This is a genomic window from Archangium sp. (assembly GCF_036388035.1).
GTDB lineage: Bacteria > Myxococcota > Myxococcia > Myxococcales > Myxococcaceae > Archangium.
Window position 1 is genome coordinate 1 of record NZ_DASVSO010000707.1, and the last position, 15,026, is coordinate 15,026.

13 protein-coding genes are annotated in these 15,026 nt (G+C 70.5%); 3 read left to right on the forward strand and 10 right to left on the reverse strand.

Annotated elements, in window-relative coordinates; translation table 11 throughout:
* The 5 genes from VF697_RS29080 to VF697_RS29100 form a co-directional block, all read right to left on the reverse strand.
* Positions 1–158: ATP-binding cassette domain-containing protein (locus VF697_RS29080; RefSeq protein WP_331100012.1), on the reverse strand; the 158-nt coding region annotated here is incomplete at its 3' end.
* A gap of 17 nt (positions 159–175) precedes the next feature.
* Complete coding sequence (locus VF697_RS29085) at positions 176–2,608, reverse strand: ABC transporter permease (protein ID WP_331100000.1); 2,433 nt, start codon at positions 2,606–2,608, stop codon at positions 176–178.
* 37 nt (positions 2,609–2,645) lie between these two features.
* A complete protein-coding gene (locus VF697_RS29090; protein WP_331100001.1) occupies positions 2,646–3,341 on the reverse strand; it encodes an ABC transporter ATP-binding protein in 696 nt (231 codons plus the stop codon).
* A gap of 53 nt (positions 3,342–3,394) precedes the next feature.
* Positions 3,395–4,639 carry an HlyD family secretion protein gene (locus tag VF697_RS29095; protein WP_331100002.1) on the reverse strand — a complete coding sequence of 415 codons (1,245 nt, stop codon included), beginning with the start codon at positions 4,637–4,639 and terminating at the stop codon, positions 3,395–3,397.
* Between the two features lie 161 nt (positions 4,640–4,800).
* The gene (locus VF697_RS29100) at positions 4,801–5,502 is read right to left on the reverse strand and encodes a DJ-1/PfpI family protein (RefSeq protein WP_331100003.1); all 702 of its coding nucleotides are present in this window, start codon (positions 5,500–5,502) and stop codon (positions 4,801–4,803) included.
* A 135-nt stretch (positions 5,503–5,637) separates the two neighbouring features.
* Here VF697_RS29100 and VF697_RS29105 point away from each other — a divergent pair, with 135 nt between their 5' ends.
* The 3 genes from VF697_RS29105 to VF697_RS29115 all read left to right on the forward strand — a co-directional run bounded on the left by VF697_RS29105 (position 5,638) and on the right by VF697_RS29115 (position 7,952).
* Complete coding sequence (locus VF697_RS29105; protein WP_331100004.1) at positions 5,638–6,237, forward strand: class I SAM-dependent methyltransferase; 600 nt, start codon at positions 5,638–5,640, stop codon at positions 6,235–6,237.
* A gap of 132 nt (positions 6,238–6,369) precedes the next feature.
* Positions 6,370–7,461, forward strand: coding sequence for a DNA ligase (locus tag VF697_RS29110; protein ID WP_331100005.1), 1,092 nt, complete (start codon positions 6,370–6,372; stop codon positions 7,459–7,461).
* 92 nt (positions 7,462–7,553) lie between these two features.
* Entirely contained in the window at positions 7,554–7,952 is a 399-nt protein-coding gene (locus VF697_RS29115) for a hypothetical protein (RefSeq protein WP_331100006.1), read from the forward strand.
* Between the two features lie 79 nt (positions 7,953–8,031).
* Here VF697_RS29115 and VF697_RS29120 read toward each other — a convergent pair whose 3' ends face one another.
* The 5 genes from VF697_RS29120 to VF697_RS29140 all read right to left on the reverse strand — a co-directional run bounded on the left by VF697_RS29120 (position 8,032) and on the right by VF697_RS29140 (position 14,824).
* Positions 8,032–10,446 carry a YncE family protein gene (locus VF697_RS29120; protein WP_331100007.1) on the reverse strand — a complete coding sequence of 805 codons (2,415 nt, stop codon included), beginning with the start codon at positions 10,444–10,446 and terminating at the stop codon, positions 8,032–8,034.
* 173 nt (positions 10,447–10,619) lie between these two features.
* Positions 10,620–11,909 carry a S8 family peptidase gene (locus tag VF697_RS29125; protein ID WP_331100008.1) on the reverse strand — a complete coding sequence of 430 codons (1,290 nt, stop codon included), beginning with the start codon at positions 11,907–11,909 and terminating at the stop codon, positions 10,620–10,622.
* 170 nt (positions 11,910–12,079) lie between these two features.
* A complete protein-coding gene (locus VF697_RS29130; protein ID WP_331100009.1) occupies positions 12,080–13,282 on the reverse strand; it encodes a PKD domain-containing protein in 1,203 nt (400 codons plus the stop codon).
* Positions 13,283–13,372: 90 nt separating this feature from the next.
* Complete coding sequence (locus VF697_RS29135) at positions 13,373–14,176, reverse strand: hypothetical protein (protein ID WP_331100010.1); 804 nt, start codon at positions 14,174–14,176, stop codon at positions 13,373–13,375.
* Between the two features lie 75 nt (positions 14,177–14,251).
* On the reverse strand, positions 14,252–14,824 hold the full coding sequence (locus VF697_RS29140) for an alpha-ketoglutarate-dependent dioxygenase AlkB (RefSeq protein WP_331100011.1): 573 nt from the start codon (positions 14,822–14,824) through the stop codon (positions 14,252–14,254).
* Positions 14,825–15,026: the final 202 nt, after the last annotated feature.

Sequence of the window (15,026 nt, forward strand, 5' to 3'; positions counted from 1 at the left end):
GACAGCAGCGTGGACTTGCCCGCGCCGGAGGGGCCCATCAGCGTGACGAACTCGCCGGGCTGGATGTCCAGCGCGATGCGGCGCAGCACCCAGGTGCGGCCGCCCGCCAGGGGGTAGGACTTCTCGATGTCGCGCAGGGAGATGAGGGGCTCGGGCATGACGTGATCGCTCCACTTCAGTCGGCGCGGAGGCTCTCGACGGGATCCACCCGCACCGCGCGCCGCGCCGGCACCCAGCTCGCGAGCACGGCCACGGCCGCGAGCACCCCGGCCGTCGCGGTGAACGTCAGGGGATCCGTCGCTTCCACCCCCTGCAACAGGCTGCCGAGCAGCCGGGTGAGCACGCCCGCGCCCAGGGCGCCCACCACCACCCCGATGGCGGCCAGCCGCACCCCATAGCCCACCACCAGCCGCACGACGTCCACGCCCCGGGCCCCCAGCGCGATGCGGATGCCCATCTCGCGGGTGCGCAGCGCCACCGTGTAGGACATGACGCTGTAGATGCCGATGCTCGCGAGCACCAGGGCCAGCACGGCGAACAGACCCACGAGCCCGAGGATGAACTGGCGCTGCGCCAGCGCCCCCCGCACCAGCGAGTCCATGGTGGCCAGCTCCGCCAGCGCCTGGTCCGGATCGATCGCCTTGAACTCCTGGCGCACCATCGGCACCAGCGCGTTCGCGTCTCCCTCGCCGCGAACCGCGACGAACAGCGAGCGCCCCATGAACGGCAGGACCTCGTCCGGGATCTGCTGGAAGGGAATGTAGAACTGGACGGGAGCGGGCTCGTTCTCGCCGGGGCCATAGGCGACGACGTGCTTCGCCACCCCGACGATCTCCATGACCTGTCTGCCCCCATTCACGCTGATCCGCTCGCCCAATGCGCTGCGGCCGGGGAAGAAGTGCCTGGCCAGCGCCTCGTCCACCACGACGACCTGCGCGCTGCCCTTGCGATCCGTGGGCAGGAACCCGCGTCCTTCGATGATGGGGGTGCCCAGGGTCTCGAAGTAGTTGGAGGCGGTGACGAAGAAGGCGGCCAGCGGAGCCTCCGACAGCGGCAGCGGGGGCCGCCCCTCGATCTGGAAGCTCGTCTCGGAGAAACCGGCCAGGGGCAGCCCGCTGGCATACGTCACCGAGCGCACGCCGGGCGTCCCCTTCAGCCGTTCGAGCACCTGCTCGGGAAAGGCCCGCATCGCGTCCGCTCCCGCGAAACGGTTCTCCGGCAGGGACATGCGCAGGGTGAGCACGCTCTCGGGCTTGAAGCCCATCTCCAGTTGGCTGATCCGCAGGAAGGTGCGCGCCAGCAGCCCCGCGCCCACCAGCAGCATGAGGGCCAGCGCCACCTCGGCCACCACGAGCGCGTCACGCGCCCGCCCACGGAACCGCGGGGCACCCGCCCCCGTGTCCTTGAGCGTTTCCACCAGCGACACCTGGCTGGCCCGGAGCGCCGGCAACAGGCCGAGCAGCACGCCCACCCCGAGCGACAGCACGAGCGTGAAGCCGAGCACCTGCCCGTCCACGGAGAAGCTCGTGACCGTGGGAATGCTCTCCGGCCGCGAAGCCGCGAGGAGGTCCACGCCCCACAGGGCCAGCACCAGGCCGAACCCGCCGCCCACCAGCGCCAGCAGCGCGGACTCCACCAGCATCTGGCGGATGAGCCGGCCGCGCCCCGCCCCCAGCGAGGCCCGGATGACCAGCTCCCGCTGGCGCGCCGTGCCTCGGGCGAGCAGCAGGTTGACCACGTTGATGGCGGCGATCAGCAGCACGAAGCCCACCGCCGCCATGAGGGCCAGCAGGCTGGGACGCAGCTCCCTCACCAGGTACTCGTGGAGCAGGTGGGCCCGCGGCATCACATTGCTCTTGTTGCCATCCGACTGAGTCTCCAGCAGCACGCGGCCAATGCCCTCGAGGTCCGCCCTCGCCTGCTCGAGCGTCACGCCGGGCTTGAGCCGCCCCATCACGTACAGCCCCGGGTGGTTGCCACGCTGCTCGAAGAGCCGGGCGTCCGAGCGGGACAGGGGCACCCAGATGTCCCGATCCACGTTGAAGCGAAAGTCCGCCGGCAACACGCCCACCACGGTGTGGGGCACGCCACTGAGCGTCAACGTCCGGCCAAGGATGTTCCGATCCTGGGCGAAGCGCCGCACCCAGAAGCCATGCGAGAGCATCACCACGGGAGGCCCGCCCCGGGTGTCCTCCTCGGGAAGGAAGTTGCGCCCCAGCGCCGGCTGCACTCCGAGAATGGGAAGGAGCGAGGCACTCGCCAGCCGGGCGGTGAGCCGCTCGGGAATGTCCACCCCGGTGAGGTCATACCCCACGTTGTTGCGATAGCCCGCCAGGTCGGTGAAGGTCCGCTGGCGCTCCCTCCAGTCCACGAAGTCGGGGAGGCTGACACTCATCTCCGGGAAGTTGGGTGCGGTCTCATGGATGAGCACGAGCCGCTCCGGGTCCTGGTACGGCAGCGGGCGCAGCAACACGCCGTTCACCACGCTGAAGATGGCGGTGTTGGCGCCGATGCCGAGCGCCAGCGTGACGACGGCGGCCAGCGTGAAGCCCAGGTTCTTGCGGAGCAGACGCAGCGCGAAGCGAGCGTCCTGGAGGAAGGTGTCCATGAGGGGGTTCCCGAGAGGGGGGGAGGACTTCAGGGGTTCAGCGGAGGCGCTCGTCCTGGACGACGCGGCCGTCGAAGAGGCTCACCGTGCGCGTGCCGAGCCGCGCCTGGTTCGGGTCATGCGTCACCATGATGAGGGTGGCGCCGCCCTTGTGGAGCTCGGAGAGGAGCTGCATCACCTGCTCGCCGTTCTTCGAGTCCAGGTTACCGGTGGGCTCGTCGGCCAGGAGGATGAGCGGATCTCCCGCCACGGCGCGCGCCACGGCCACGCGCTGCTGCTGACCGCCGGAGAGCTGCCCTGGCATGTGCCGCGCCCGGTGGCCCATGCCCACCCGCTCCAGCGCCCGCTCCACCCGCTGGCGACGCTCGTCCGCCGGCATGCCGCGATAGGTGAGCGGCAGCTCCACGTTCTCGTAGACGGAGAGATCGCCAATCAGGTTGAAGCTCTGGAAGATGAAGCCGATGTGCTGGTTGCGCACCAGCGCCCGCTCCGCCGGGGACAGGTCCAACACGGACCGGCCATCCAGCAGGTAGGTGCCCTTCGAGGCCGTGTCGAGCAGCCCCAGCACCGCCAGCAGCGTCGTCTTCCCCGAGCCGGAGGGCCCCACGATGGAGACCCACTCCCCGGGGCGCACCGTGAAGTGCACGTCGGAGAGCGCGTGCGTCTCCACCTCCTCCGTCTCGAACACCTTCGTCACGCCCTCGAGCTGGAGGAGGGCCTTCTGTTGCGCCATCGCCGGGCTATCCACGTGAGCCTTCTCCTGAGCCTGAACCACCGTCATCGCCGTCATCGCAGCCTCACCCGCTCCACCGCGTCCCACGCGGTCATGTCCGAGAGCACCACCTGATCCCCCTCGGCGAGGCCCTGGACGACCTCGATGGAATTCACCGAGCCCCGGCCGAGCTGCACCGGGACGCGCACCGCCTCGTCACTGCCCGCCACCAGCCGGAAGAGCGACACCGTGGCGTTGGGCTGCGCGCCCGCGGGCCGGCCCACCGACAGCACGCTGCCCAGCCGCTCCAGCTCCACCGTGCCCTCCACGGTGAGGTCCGGACGGGCGCCCTTGGGCAGCTCGCCCGTGAGCGTCACCTCCACGCGCACCGTGCCCTGGCTCGCCGACGGAGCGATGCGCGCCACCACGCCCTCCACCACCCCGTTGCGCGTGTCCACCTCCGCCCGCTGGCCGAGCTGGATGTCCCGCGCCTGCGTCTCCGCGATGCGCAGCTCCGCCTTCAGCCGCTCGGGCTGCACCACCTTCGCCAGCACCGTGCCCGGCGTCACCCACTGCCCCAGCTCCAGCGGCAGCTCGGACAACACCCCGGGCTCGCCCGCCCTCACCTGCATGGACTCCACCTGGGTCCGGCGGAAGCGCGCCACCGCCTTCAACCTTTCAATCTGCCCCGCCTGGGCCGCGAGCTGCTCGCGCGTGCTGGACTGGACCACGGCGAGGCGCTGGCGCTCGAGGCTCAACCGCGTGGTCATCTCGCCCGCCTTGCCCTTGGCCTGCTCGACCTCCAGCGTCGGCACGAGGGAGCGGTCGAGCAGCGCCACGGTGGCCTTCGCCTGGCTCTCGGCGTGGGTGGCCTCGGCCTGCAGGGTGGCGATCGTCGCCTCCTGGGAGATGCGCTGCGTCTCCAGGCTGGTGCGCAGGGCGATGAGCTCCGCCTCGGCGCTCGCGAGCTGGCGCTCGGCCTCCAGGGCCTGGAGCTGGACGTCCGGGTTGGACAGCTCGAGGAGGATCGTCCCCGGCTCCACCACGGTGCCGGGCCGGACGTGGATGCGCTCGACGCGGCCCGCCGTGTCGGCGGTGAGCCAGCGGATGCGCTCGGGCACCAGTGTGCCCGCCCCCTTCACCTGGCGCACCATGGGCCCGCGCTTCACCGTGTCGAGCCACACGCCGCTGCGCTCCACCGTGGGAGCCGCGGCGCGCAGGCGGGAGAGGCCCACCGTCACGCCGACCAGCACGAGCACGCTGAGGCCCAGGAGGAGCCAGGGCTTCTGACGGGATTTGGGTTTCTTGGGGATGTCCACGTCCCGACCCTCAGCGAAGGTCGTGCCAGGACAAAACGTGCCCGCAACCCCTTGGAATGACTCAGAAGGCGGGGGGAGCCCCGGAGGGGGCTGCCCGGTTGTGAAAAGTGTCGTCCCAGAAACGAACACCCGGGCGGCGGTGCCGGCGCCCCTCCGTCACCTCACGGGAGAAGCTTCGCCAGCAGCTCCGGCCGGCCCGCGAGGATCTTCTGGATGGCGGGCACGTAGGGGGTGAGCAGGGAGCGCTTGAGGTCGGCCCGCTCGACCCAGGCCCAGTCGACGGCCCCGAAGGGCGGCTGGGGGTCGTACTCGATGATGGCCTGAATGCTCCGGGCGACGGTCTCCCCCGCGAGCCGCGAGGCCAGGGCGAGCCCCATGTCGATCCCCGCCGACACACCGGCCGCGGTGATCGCCTTGCCATCCTCCACCCACCGCTCGCGCGTGGGCTGGGCACCGAACTGACCGAGCGCGTCGAGGAAGGACCAGTGCGTGGTGGCCTTCCGGCCCTCGAGCAGCCCGGCCGCCGCGAGGATGAGCGAGCCGGTGCACACCGAGGCCAGCACCTCGGCGCCCTGCCCCGCCGAGCGGACGTAGGCCATGAGGGGCTCGTGGGTGATGGCCTGGATGGGGCCCAGCACGCCGCCCGGAAGAACGAGGGCGAAGGGCTTCGGGACGTCAGCGAACGTGCGCTCCGGGAGGATCCGCATCCCCAGATCCGTGGTGATGGGCTCCAGGCGCTCGCCCACCGTGACGACCTCGAAGGGCCCGAAGTTCTCCAGCGGCTTGAGCACCTGGAGCGGCCCCACCAGATCCAGCGGCGTCACCTCCGGGTACACGACGAACGCGATGACCTTCTTCTCCATGTTTTCCCTCCCCAGGACAGCGGGCGCTCCGAGGGCGCCGGGCAAGGACGGTAGCATGGAGGAACACGCACCCCGACGGAGCGGGAGCACCTGAAGGACTTCGTCAACCGCTTCAACTCCGGCGATGGGGGTAGCATGCGCCCCGTGAGTACGGCGGGTGCCCTCCTCTTCCTGCTGCTGCTGGCCCTCCTCCTGGCGGGGATGTTGTCCATCGTCTTCCACTCGCTGCGGACCGGCATCTCGCCCATGCCCACCTCGGGGAAGGTCCGCCACCAGTTGCTCTCCCTGCTCCCAGCGGACCTGGAGGGCACCGTCCTGGAGCTGGGCTCGGGCTGGGGAACGCTGGCCTTCGCGCTGGCGGACCACTGCCCTCGCGCCCGGGTGGTGGCCTTCGAGCTGTCTCCCCTCCCCTACGCCTTCTCGCGGCTGCGCCAACGGCTCGTTCCCCGCGCCAACCTCCAGCTCGTGCGCGAGGACTTCTTCCGCGCGCCCTTCTCGGGGGCCTCGGTCGTCGTCTGCTACCTCTTTCCCGGTGCCATGACGCGGCTGGCGCCCAAGCTGTCCGGAGAGCTCGCCCCGGGGACGCGCATCCTCAGTCACACCTTCGCGCTCCGAGGGTGGAAGCCCCTCCGCACCCTCGTGGTCGACGACCTGTACCGCACCCCCATCTACCTCTACGAGGTGCCGGCCCGGGAGGGCGGCTCCGAGGCGATGGGCGCTGGACCTGGAGGGTAGCCCGCGCGTCCAGCTTCCCTCGGAGGTCAAGCGGCCCTCCCGCCCTCTCCGGTCCTCCGTTCATGTCAGACCTCCCGGATACGATTCTTCTCGTCGCCGCGAGGGGAATGCGGCGCACCAAGGGAGGGACTCGTGGCTGACATCGCGGACGGCGCCCAGGTCGAGGTGAAGGGCTCTGGCTCCAAGCCGTACATCCTGAAGAACACGGGCGGGGTGTACTCGTGCTCGTGCCCGGCCTGGAGGAACCAGTCGGTGGCCATCGAGCGGCGCACGTGCAAGCACCTGCGCCAGGTCCGGGGGGAAGCGGCGGAGAACGCCCGGGTGGGCGCCTCGGAGACCAGCGCGCCGGCCCGGAACGTGACGCGCAACGTCCGCCCCCGGGCGAGCGCGAGCGGCACCCCGGCCTCGGACGCCGTCACCGCCCCGCCGCTGCTGCTGGCGCACTCCTGGGAGAACGACGTCGACCTGACGGGCTGGTGGATGAGCGAGAAGCTCGACGGCGTGCGCGCCTACTGGGATGGGAAGCAGTTCTTCTCCCGCCAGGGCAACCCGTTCTTCGCGCCCGACTGGTTCACCGCGAAGCTGCCGGACTACCCGCTGGACGGGGAGCTGTTCGGCGGGCGCAAGAAGTTCCAGCGCACGGTGAGCATCGTGCGGCGGCAGGACCGGAGCGATGACTGGAAGGAGCTGGCCTTCGTCGTCTTCGACGCGCCGGGGATGGACGCGCCCTTCGAGGAGCGGCTCGCGCACTGCCAGCAGTACGTGGAGGACGTGGCGCCGCCCTACGCCGAGTGGCTGCAGCACGAGCCCTGCCGGAGCGTGGCGCACCTGCGCGAGGAGCTGGCGCGGGTGGAGGGGCTCGGGGGCGAGGGGCTGATGCTGCGCAAGCCCGGCTCGCGCTACGAGCCCGGCCGCTCGCACACGCTGCTGAAGGTGAAGAGCTTCAAGGACGACGAGGCGCGCGTGGTGGGGCACGCCGCGGGCGCGGGCCGACACAAGGGCCGGCTGGGCGCGCTGGAGGTGGAGCTGCGCGACGGCACCCGCTTCTCCGTGGGCACGGGCCTGTCGGATCAGGAGCGCGAGAACCCGCCCGCCCTGGGCACCATCATCACCTTCCGCTACCAGGAGTTGTCCAACGACGGCGTGCCGCGCTTCCCCTCGTACGTGGGGGTGCGCATCGACGCGGCGCCCTTCGAGGTGGTGGCCCGCCGCAAGCGCGCCTGAGCCGGATTTAACCTTCGGCCGGCTCCGGGGTTTTGAAGAGCAGAGGACGCCGAGAGCCATGCCCCGGCGTTCACCTGCCAGGAGATCCCGCCATGCGCCTGAAGCTCGCCCTGTCCGCCGCCGTTGCCTCGCTGCTGTTCGCCGCCCCCGTGCTCGCGCAGCAGGCACCCGCTGCCGCCCCGCGGGAGGCCCCGCACGGCAAGAAGGGGCACGGCGACAGGGATGCGCGGATGCTCCGCAGGCTCGAGCGCATGGAGCGGCGGCTGGACCGCGCCGTCGACCGCGGACGCCTCTCGCGCGCCCAGGCGGACGCGTTCCTCGCCGAGGCCCGCGAGCTCCGGGAGGACGCGACCGCCCAGCTCCAGGCCGGTGGGGGTCAGCTCACCGACGAGCAGAAGCAACAGCTCCGGCAGCGCAAGCAGGCCCTGCGCGACAAGGTGCACGCGGCCATGCGGGCCTCACAGCCCCAGGGCGAATCCCAGGGCCAGTAACGGCCCCTCTGGGGTGGGCAGGAGGGAGCCCCGCACGAACGAGCGCCCCCTGCCCCGTCGAGTCACCCGCGAGCGTGACTCACTCGTTGGCGTCGAGGACGCCATCGGCATCGCGGTCGATGCCCATGCGGACGCCCGTGCCCGGCGGCACGCCCATCAGCGTGAAGAGCGAGCTGCCCGAGGCGGCCGAGGACTGGAGCTGTGCCCAGGTCATGCTGGCGGCCCCGGACGCATCCACGTCGTACACCTTGGTGAGCGGGTTGAAGTAGAGGCCGCGCACCACGCCGTTCACCTTGCCCTTGAGGATGAGGTCGATCTTCCCCGCCTGGGCCTGGGCCTGGAGCAGGGAGACGTCGGAGGACACGGCCGTGCTGGTGGCGTTGGCGGAGCTGACGGTGCGCGCGTAGCCCACGGCGGGGGCCATGCCGGTGGGGAAGCACAGCAGGTAGGCGTTGAGGTTGGCGCGGCGCGTCGGGTCCGTGGAGAAGGAGCCGAAGACGGGCTGCGCGAGGAACTCATCGAGCGTGGCGATTGAGCCGTCGTGGATGAAGCCGACACCATCCACGCTGCTGCCGCCCACCGTCTTCCGGAAACCGTTCTTCTGGTAGAGGTTGCGCAGGTGCGCCACCTTCATGGGCTGCGACTCCTGGATGGCGGCGGCCGAGATGATGACGCGGTTGGTGCCGCCCGTGGTGGCGGTGTGGCAGCCGTTGCACGTCACGCCGCTGCGGAACTGCTCGTTGAGGAAGGTGTTCTCCCCAGCCCGCGGGTCCGCGCCGGCGAAGCTGGTGGGCAGCGTGTCGTCCCGGTTGCGGTGGGGGTTGGGGGCCAGGCGCACCGTGGTGATGAAGTCAGCGAAGGCCTGCATGTCCGCGGACGCGAGCTGCGAGCCGCCCATCAGCGCGGCGAAGGCCCCGTTGAAGTCGTTGAAGGAGGCCTTGTCCCCGCGCCAGTGGAAGGGCGCGTTGGCCTTGAGGCCCTTGAGTGTCTGCGTCGTCATGGGGCCCTTCATGGGGTGCAGGGAGAAGGAGCCGGAGACCGGGTCCACCACCGTCTGCATGGTGCCGCCCGGGTTGCCCAGGTCCCAGGCGAGCATGTCCAGCTCGGCGTCGATGTGGCACGAGGCGCACGAGGCGGTGCCGTTGCCGGACAGCTTGGCGTCATAGAGGAAGCCGCGCCCCTGGCGGATGACGGTGGAGCTGGGATCGAAGGTGCCCACCGCCAGCTCCTTCACCACGGCAGCCGTCGAGGTATTCACCACGGAGAGCGTGTTGGAGATGCGGTTGACGACGTAGAGGGAGCCGGAGGCACCGTGCAGCGCCAGACCGCGCGGGCCGCGCTTGGTGCGAGGGTTGACGGTGGAGCCGGTGGAGGGGCCCACCTCCACGCGAGCCACCACGGCCCCGTTGGCGTCGATGCGCGCCACCCGGTCCGTGCCGAAGGCGGCCACCCACGCGAAGGAGCCGGAGGGCTCGAAGACGAGGTCCGTGGGCTGGGCGAGCGCGGTGCTCTTCGCGCTGGCGTTGGGCAGCACCGAGTAGTCGATGCCCGGGTTGAGGTCCACCGGGGTGATGACGGGGGTGCTGGCGGTGGTGATGCGGGTGACGCGGTTGTCCACGATGTGGCCGCGCAACGTGGGCTCGAAGCGCACGAGGTTGCGCGCGTCCGTGTTGGCCACGTACAGGGTGCCGGTGGTGGGCTGCACCGCCAGGCCCAGGTTCACCGTGCCCACGCGCGAGAAGTAGCGCGTCACCGTCTGGGTGCCCGCGTTGATCTCCACCACGTCGTTGTCCGGCATCGTGTAGCGGACCACCGAGGTCCAGTTCGGATCCTTCGCGTCCACGATGAGGCCCACCTGCGGAGGCGCCGGCAGGCTGGAGTTGGTGGGGGCGGGCTGGGGCGGAGCGGAGGCCGCCGGGATGACGGTGGTGCGGTTGCCGGACAGCGCGAAGGCGGCATACACGCTGCCGCCGCTCGGGCTCACCGCGAGCGCCCGCGGGCTGTTGCCCTGGAGGGGAAGCGTCTTCACCAGCGCGCGGGTGCTCGGGTCATACACGCGCACCTCGTTGCGGCGCGACACCGAGACGAAGGCCCGCTGCGGCGAGCCCGCGAACACCACGTCCGCCGGCTCGTCCCCCACCAGGAGGGTGTCCACCACGAGGCCCTGCGACAGCGAGACGATGCTGATGCTGTCGGAGACGGAGTTGACGACCCACACCTCGTCATTGGTGCGCGCGTTGACGGACACCGGCTCGAGCCCCACCGGAATCTCCGCCAGCAGCGTGGGCGACTGGGGGCTGGCCAGGCTGAACACGGACAGCCGCGAGTCCGCCGTGTTCGTCACCAGCAGCTTCGTCCCGTCCGGCGTCAGCCGCACGGGATGGATCTGAGGACTCTCGAAATGCTCATAGGCCGTCTGGGCCAGGGACCGGCCGGCCCCGCCCAGCACCAGCAGCGCTGACAGCAGCAGCGAGGCGACATCGCTTCGACGCATGGCTTCACCCTCGAAGGTGGAAAGGTGAAGTCAGTATAAACCAGGAAATCTAAATTTTCTCAGAAGTCGAGACAGAACCGGATTCTTTGTTCTCAAACAAAGGTGGACCGGAGCGCCGAGACCCACGGCACCGGAGCGTTCGGGTGCCGTGGGTCTCCCGTGCCGGGTGCTTCCTACTTCCCGTCCTGGGCCGTCTGGACGGAGGGGCGGCGGGTGGGGTCGAGGAAGCCGGAGAACATCAGCCGGTTGGGCGAGCACTTGCCCCGCTTGGCCACCTTGCCGTCCGTGGAGTTGTCGACCAGGGCGGAAGACACGGCGGCGGGCGTGGCGGAGGCGTTGCGCTCCAGGAAGAGCGCGGCGACGCCGGCCACGTGCGGAGCGGCCATCGAGGTTCCGCTGAGGACGCGGGTGGAGGCGTCATCGGTGGGCCAGGCGGAGAGGATCTCATGGCCCGGGGCGAAGACGTCCACGCAGCGGCCCCAGTTGGAGAAGGAGGCGCGCGCGTCGTCATTGCTGGTGGCGCCCACGGTGATGGCCTCGGACGTACGCGCCGGGGAGCGCGTGCAGGCGTCCGCGTTCTCGTTGCCCGCGGCGACCACGAAGGTGATGCCCGCGGCGACGGCCCGGCGCACCGAGTCATCGAGCGCATCGCTCTTGCCGCCCCCCAGGCTCATGTTGGCCACCGCGGGGAGCTGCCGGTTGTTGGCCACCCAGTCCACGCCGGCGATCACCCCGGCGATCGAGCCGGAGCCCTTGCAGTTGAGCACGCGCACCGCATGGAGCCGCACGCCCTTGGCCACGCCGTAGAGGTTGCCTCCCACGGTGGCGGCCACGTGCGTGCCATGCCCGTTGCAGTCATTGCCCTTCTCGCCATCCTCGATGGAGTCGAAGCTGTGCTCCGCGCGCCCACCGAACTCGTTGTGCGAGACGCGAATGCCGGTGTCGATGATGTAGGCATGCACGCCCCGGCCGCTGGCGTTGTAGAGGTAGGTCTGGTTGAGCGGCAGGTCATGCTGGTCGAGCCGGTCGATGCCCCAGGTGGCCTCGGGCTGGCTCTCGCTGATCGACACCAGGCCATTCTGCTCCACGTACTCCACCTCGGGGGCGGCGGCCATCGCCCGGGCCTGCTCCTCGGTCATCCGGCTCGCGAAGCCCCGCAGCGCATGCTCGTACGTGAAGAACACACGGCCGCCGAACCGCGCCGTGAGGCTCTCGGCGGCCAGCGCGGGCTTGAGCGACTTCTCGCCCGGCGCGGGCGCCTTGAGGACGACGACGTACTCACCCGGCACCGCCCGCGCGGCGGTGATGAACTTCCCGGCGCGGGCCTGGGGCTCGACGCCCTCGGCCTGGCCGCAGGCGTAGGGATCCCCGGGTGGGGCGGGCGTGGGGCTGGGGGCGGGCACGGGAATGTTCTTCGCCGGGCACGCCACCAACAGGGACAGGGACAGAGCGCAGAGAGACACACCCGACACGACGTGGAAACGCATGCTTCCCCCGATGAAAGGCAATCACAGGACTGCCTGTTTCATTTTAATGGGACGTCTGACGGTTCCCGGGCGAGACAGGCCTCCGCGCCCCACGATCAGCAGGGAACGCGTGGAGCGGAGGCCGGCCGAGTGTCTGCCATTGAGCACTACTTCGCGGGCGGCGGCTCCAGGGCCCTGGGGGACTCGGGAGGAGGCTCGCGCTTGAAGGGACTCCAGGACACCACCACCTCCTTGCCGGTGGCGTCGTGGCCATACAGGAAGTCGAGGATCTGTTTGATCTCCGCAGAGGACTCCGCGGGGCTCACCCTCACGTGGCCCCGGAAGCCTCCGTGCTCAAGGTCCTCTTCCACACGGATCACCTCGCGCCAGTCGCGCGTGGTGACGTCCGCCTGACCGTCCCAGTGCAGGAGGATGCGCTCGAGGCGCTCCCAGGTGATGTCTGTCTTTTCCGGGGCGCGCACCACCACGTCACTCCGCCAGCCGCCCTCGGGGTTGGGGCGCCAGCGGGAGATGCGCAGATCCACGGGAGGGGGAGCGTCGGCCGGAGGCTGGCCGCGCGCGAGCGCGAACGCCGTGGCCTCCAGCGGCCCGCCCCGGTCGAGTCGGGCCTGGAGCCTCACGGTGAAGCTCTTGATGTCCTGGGAGCCCAGTCCCTGGAGCGGATAGGTGTGCTCGACGGTGGGCTCGGTCGTGGTCGCGGTGGAGCCATCGCCGAAGTCCCACGCATAGGCCGTGACGCGCTCGCCGCCTGGGTGGAGCGCCTGGAACGTGAAGGTCCCCTGCCCTCGCTGGGTGACGCCGAGGCGAAGCGCCTCGTGCCGCTGGCCCTCGCCCGCGCCGCACGCGCGCACGTCGAGCACCACCTCCCGCTCGGCCAGCACGCCGACGCGCCGCCCTCCGAGATCCGTGCAGACCTGGAAGCGCACGCGGTACGCGCCCGCCGTCGCGGGAGCCCGCCACTGGAGCGTCGGGCCGGGGTTCAGCTCGGCACCCCCTCCGGCGACGGGCCACACCCAGCGATAGACGGCCCCCGGCTCGGGCTCACCGCCGAGGCGGGCGGACAGGTTCAGCTCTTCACCCGCGCACACCCAGGGCCGGTCCTGGTCGATGCCCTCGACCACCATGCTGGACGCGAGCGACACCCGCTCCTCGTGGAGGGCCGCGGAGAGCGCGTCCCCGGACGTGGCCGGCGGGACGGGCAAGCGCGGGGCGGGCTCGGGAGTCGGAGGAGCCGGAGACGCCTCCCTCCTGACGGGGGGGCCGCCTTCGATGACACGGATGGGCGCGGGAGGCGCGTCAGGCGCCCGCCGCGGCCACAGGGTGACGGCGAGCACCATCACCATGGCCATGACGGCGAGCCCCGCGAAGGCACGAGCGCGCGCCCTGGCGCCAGGGCGTTCCGAGGTTCCGGGTGGCACGGGAGCGTTCCGCACGGCGCGCTAGAACCCGAAGTCGTTCAGGTGGCGGCGATAGCCTTGCGAGTTGGGCCTGTACCACTGGTCATCCCAGCCCTTGAACTCGACGTCATCGAGCAGCCGCTCGGTCTTGCCATTGAAGGTGACCTGGTTGATCAACTGCACCGCCGTCGAGCCCACGTTGCGGGAGACGAGCCGATCCGTGGTGTCGAGGTACTGATAGGCATAGCGGCTGCAATAGTCCTGGGCGAAGCAACCGCTGTCGCAGGTGCTCAGGTTGTTGTAGGTGGCGTGCTTGTCCTCGGCGACGTAGAGCGTGGGCCAGCCGCGATAGGCATTGCGGGAGTCGATCGCGGTGTCGTACTCGAGCTGGGAATACGAATACCAGGCGGACGAGTCACAGCTGCTCTTGCGGTGGGCGGACAGGTAGGCCCAATCGAGGTACCACCTGCCCCCGGAGAAATGGACCTCGAGGATCTGGAACTCGGGGTCCCCGTCGTGACCCGTGCTGACGCCGGAGTCCTCGAAGAAGGTGTCCATGTAGAAGATCTGCAGGGTCCGGGTGGAGAAGCTGGTGCTCTTCACCGCGTAGTAGGGACGCCGGGCATAGCCACTCTCTCCGCTGTCGAACCAGAAGAGGGGCATGAACGCGTAGGCGACCTTGTACTCACAGTCGTCGTTGAGCCCGTCACGGTCGGCGTCCGTGCCGGTGGCCCAGCAGTTGTCACCATAGGGGATGTGTCCGAGACCATCGGCACGGGCCGGCGTTCCCGTCAGGGCGAGCAACAACCCCAACGACACCACTGCGATTCTGGCGATGCGGTCCATTCGAGTCCTCCGGGGTAGGGGGACCGCGCATGCTACACGCCTTTCCTGGATTCAGGGGAAGCCCCGAGCACACACCTACGCGGGCGCTGGGGCCTCACGTACCCGGGAAGCCAACACGGTCCGGAAGCTCAGCGAATAGCGCAGGGTCTTCACCGGGGAGAGCGTGTGCTGCCAGACGGAGCGCGAGGCCCCGGCCAGGAGATAAGCGGAGCGCGGCGCGAGCTCGATCGCGGAGGTCTGGAACGCCTCGCCCACCTTGCGCCGGAAGCGCATCCGCGCCGGGCCGAGCAGTGAGACGCCAATGACACAGGGACCGAACATCGGCGCGTCGCGGTGCCAGCCGATGCTCGCCCCGGGTGGATAGCGGGAGATGAGGACCTCTTCGAGCGCCGAGGGGTCGAGCCCCGCGGCGGCGGCACAGCGGGCCCGGATGGGGTCCAGGAAGCGCGGCAGCGGCGGCGCGGGCGTGAGGCGCCAGGACTCGTAACCGTAGTCCCAGCCGTAGTGCACCACGGTGCGCCTGGCCACCACGCCGTGCATGTGGATCTCCCGGTAGTCGAGCCGGGTGAGCTCCTCCACCAGCGCCCGCTCCTCGTCCTCGGACAGGAAGTCCGGCAGGTAGCGCAATCCTTCTGGAGCCTCGGTCATCGGGGAAAGATGCGAGGCGGGCCTCACGGTCGCAATGCGCCGGCTCCGCCCCTCCGGCCCACGGAACCGGGAGGGGCCATGGCCGCCTCCACGGAGGGCACCCGGGCGGACTGCGGCCCGCCCGTGAATCCCGGCGGGGTCGGCCTTATCGCCAGGGACACCCAATCCTCTCTCGCGCGGCAACCCGCCCCCTCACCAAGCG

Coding starts and splice junctions, on each gene's coding strand:
- VF697_RS29085 (WP_331100000.1), bottom strand. CDS start 2,608: ATGGACACCTTCCTCCAGGACGCTCGCTTCGCGCTGCGTCTGCTCCGC.
- VF697_RS29090 (WP_331100001.1), bottom strand. CDS start 3,341: ATGGCGCAACAGAAGGCCCTCCTCCAGCTCGAGGGCGTGACGAAGGTG.
- VF697_RS29100 (WP_331100003.1), bottom strand. CDS start 5,502: ATGGAGAAGAAGGTCATCGCGTTCGTCGTGTACCCGGAGGTGACGCCG.
- VF697_RS29105 (WP_331100004.1), top strand. CDS start 5,638: ATGCGCCCCGTGAGTACGGCGGGTGCCCTCCTCTTCCTGCTGCTGCTG.
- VF697_RS29115 (WP_331100006.1), top strand. CDS start 7,554: ATGCGCCTGAAGCTCGCCCTGTCCGCCGCCGTTGCCTCGCTGCTGTTC.
- VF697_RS29120 (WP_331100007.1), bottom strand. CDS start 10,446: ATGCGTCGAAGCGATGTCGCCTCGCTGCTGCTGTCAGCGCTGCTGGTG.
- VF697_RS29130 (WP_331100009.1), bottom strand. CDS start 13,282: ATGGCCATGGTGATGGTGCTCGCCGTCACCCTGTGGCCGCGGCGGGCG.
- VF697_RS29135 (WP_331100010.1), bottom strand. CDS start 14,176: ATGGACCGCATCGCCAGAATCGCAGTGGTGTCGTTGGGGTTGTTGCTC.
- VF697_RS29140 (WP_331100011.1), bottom strand. CDS start 14,824: ATGACCGAGGCTCCAGAAGGATTGCGCTACCTGCCGGACTTCCTGTCC.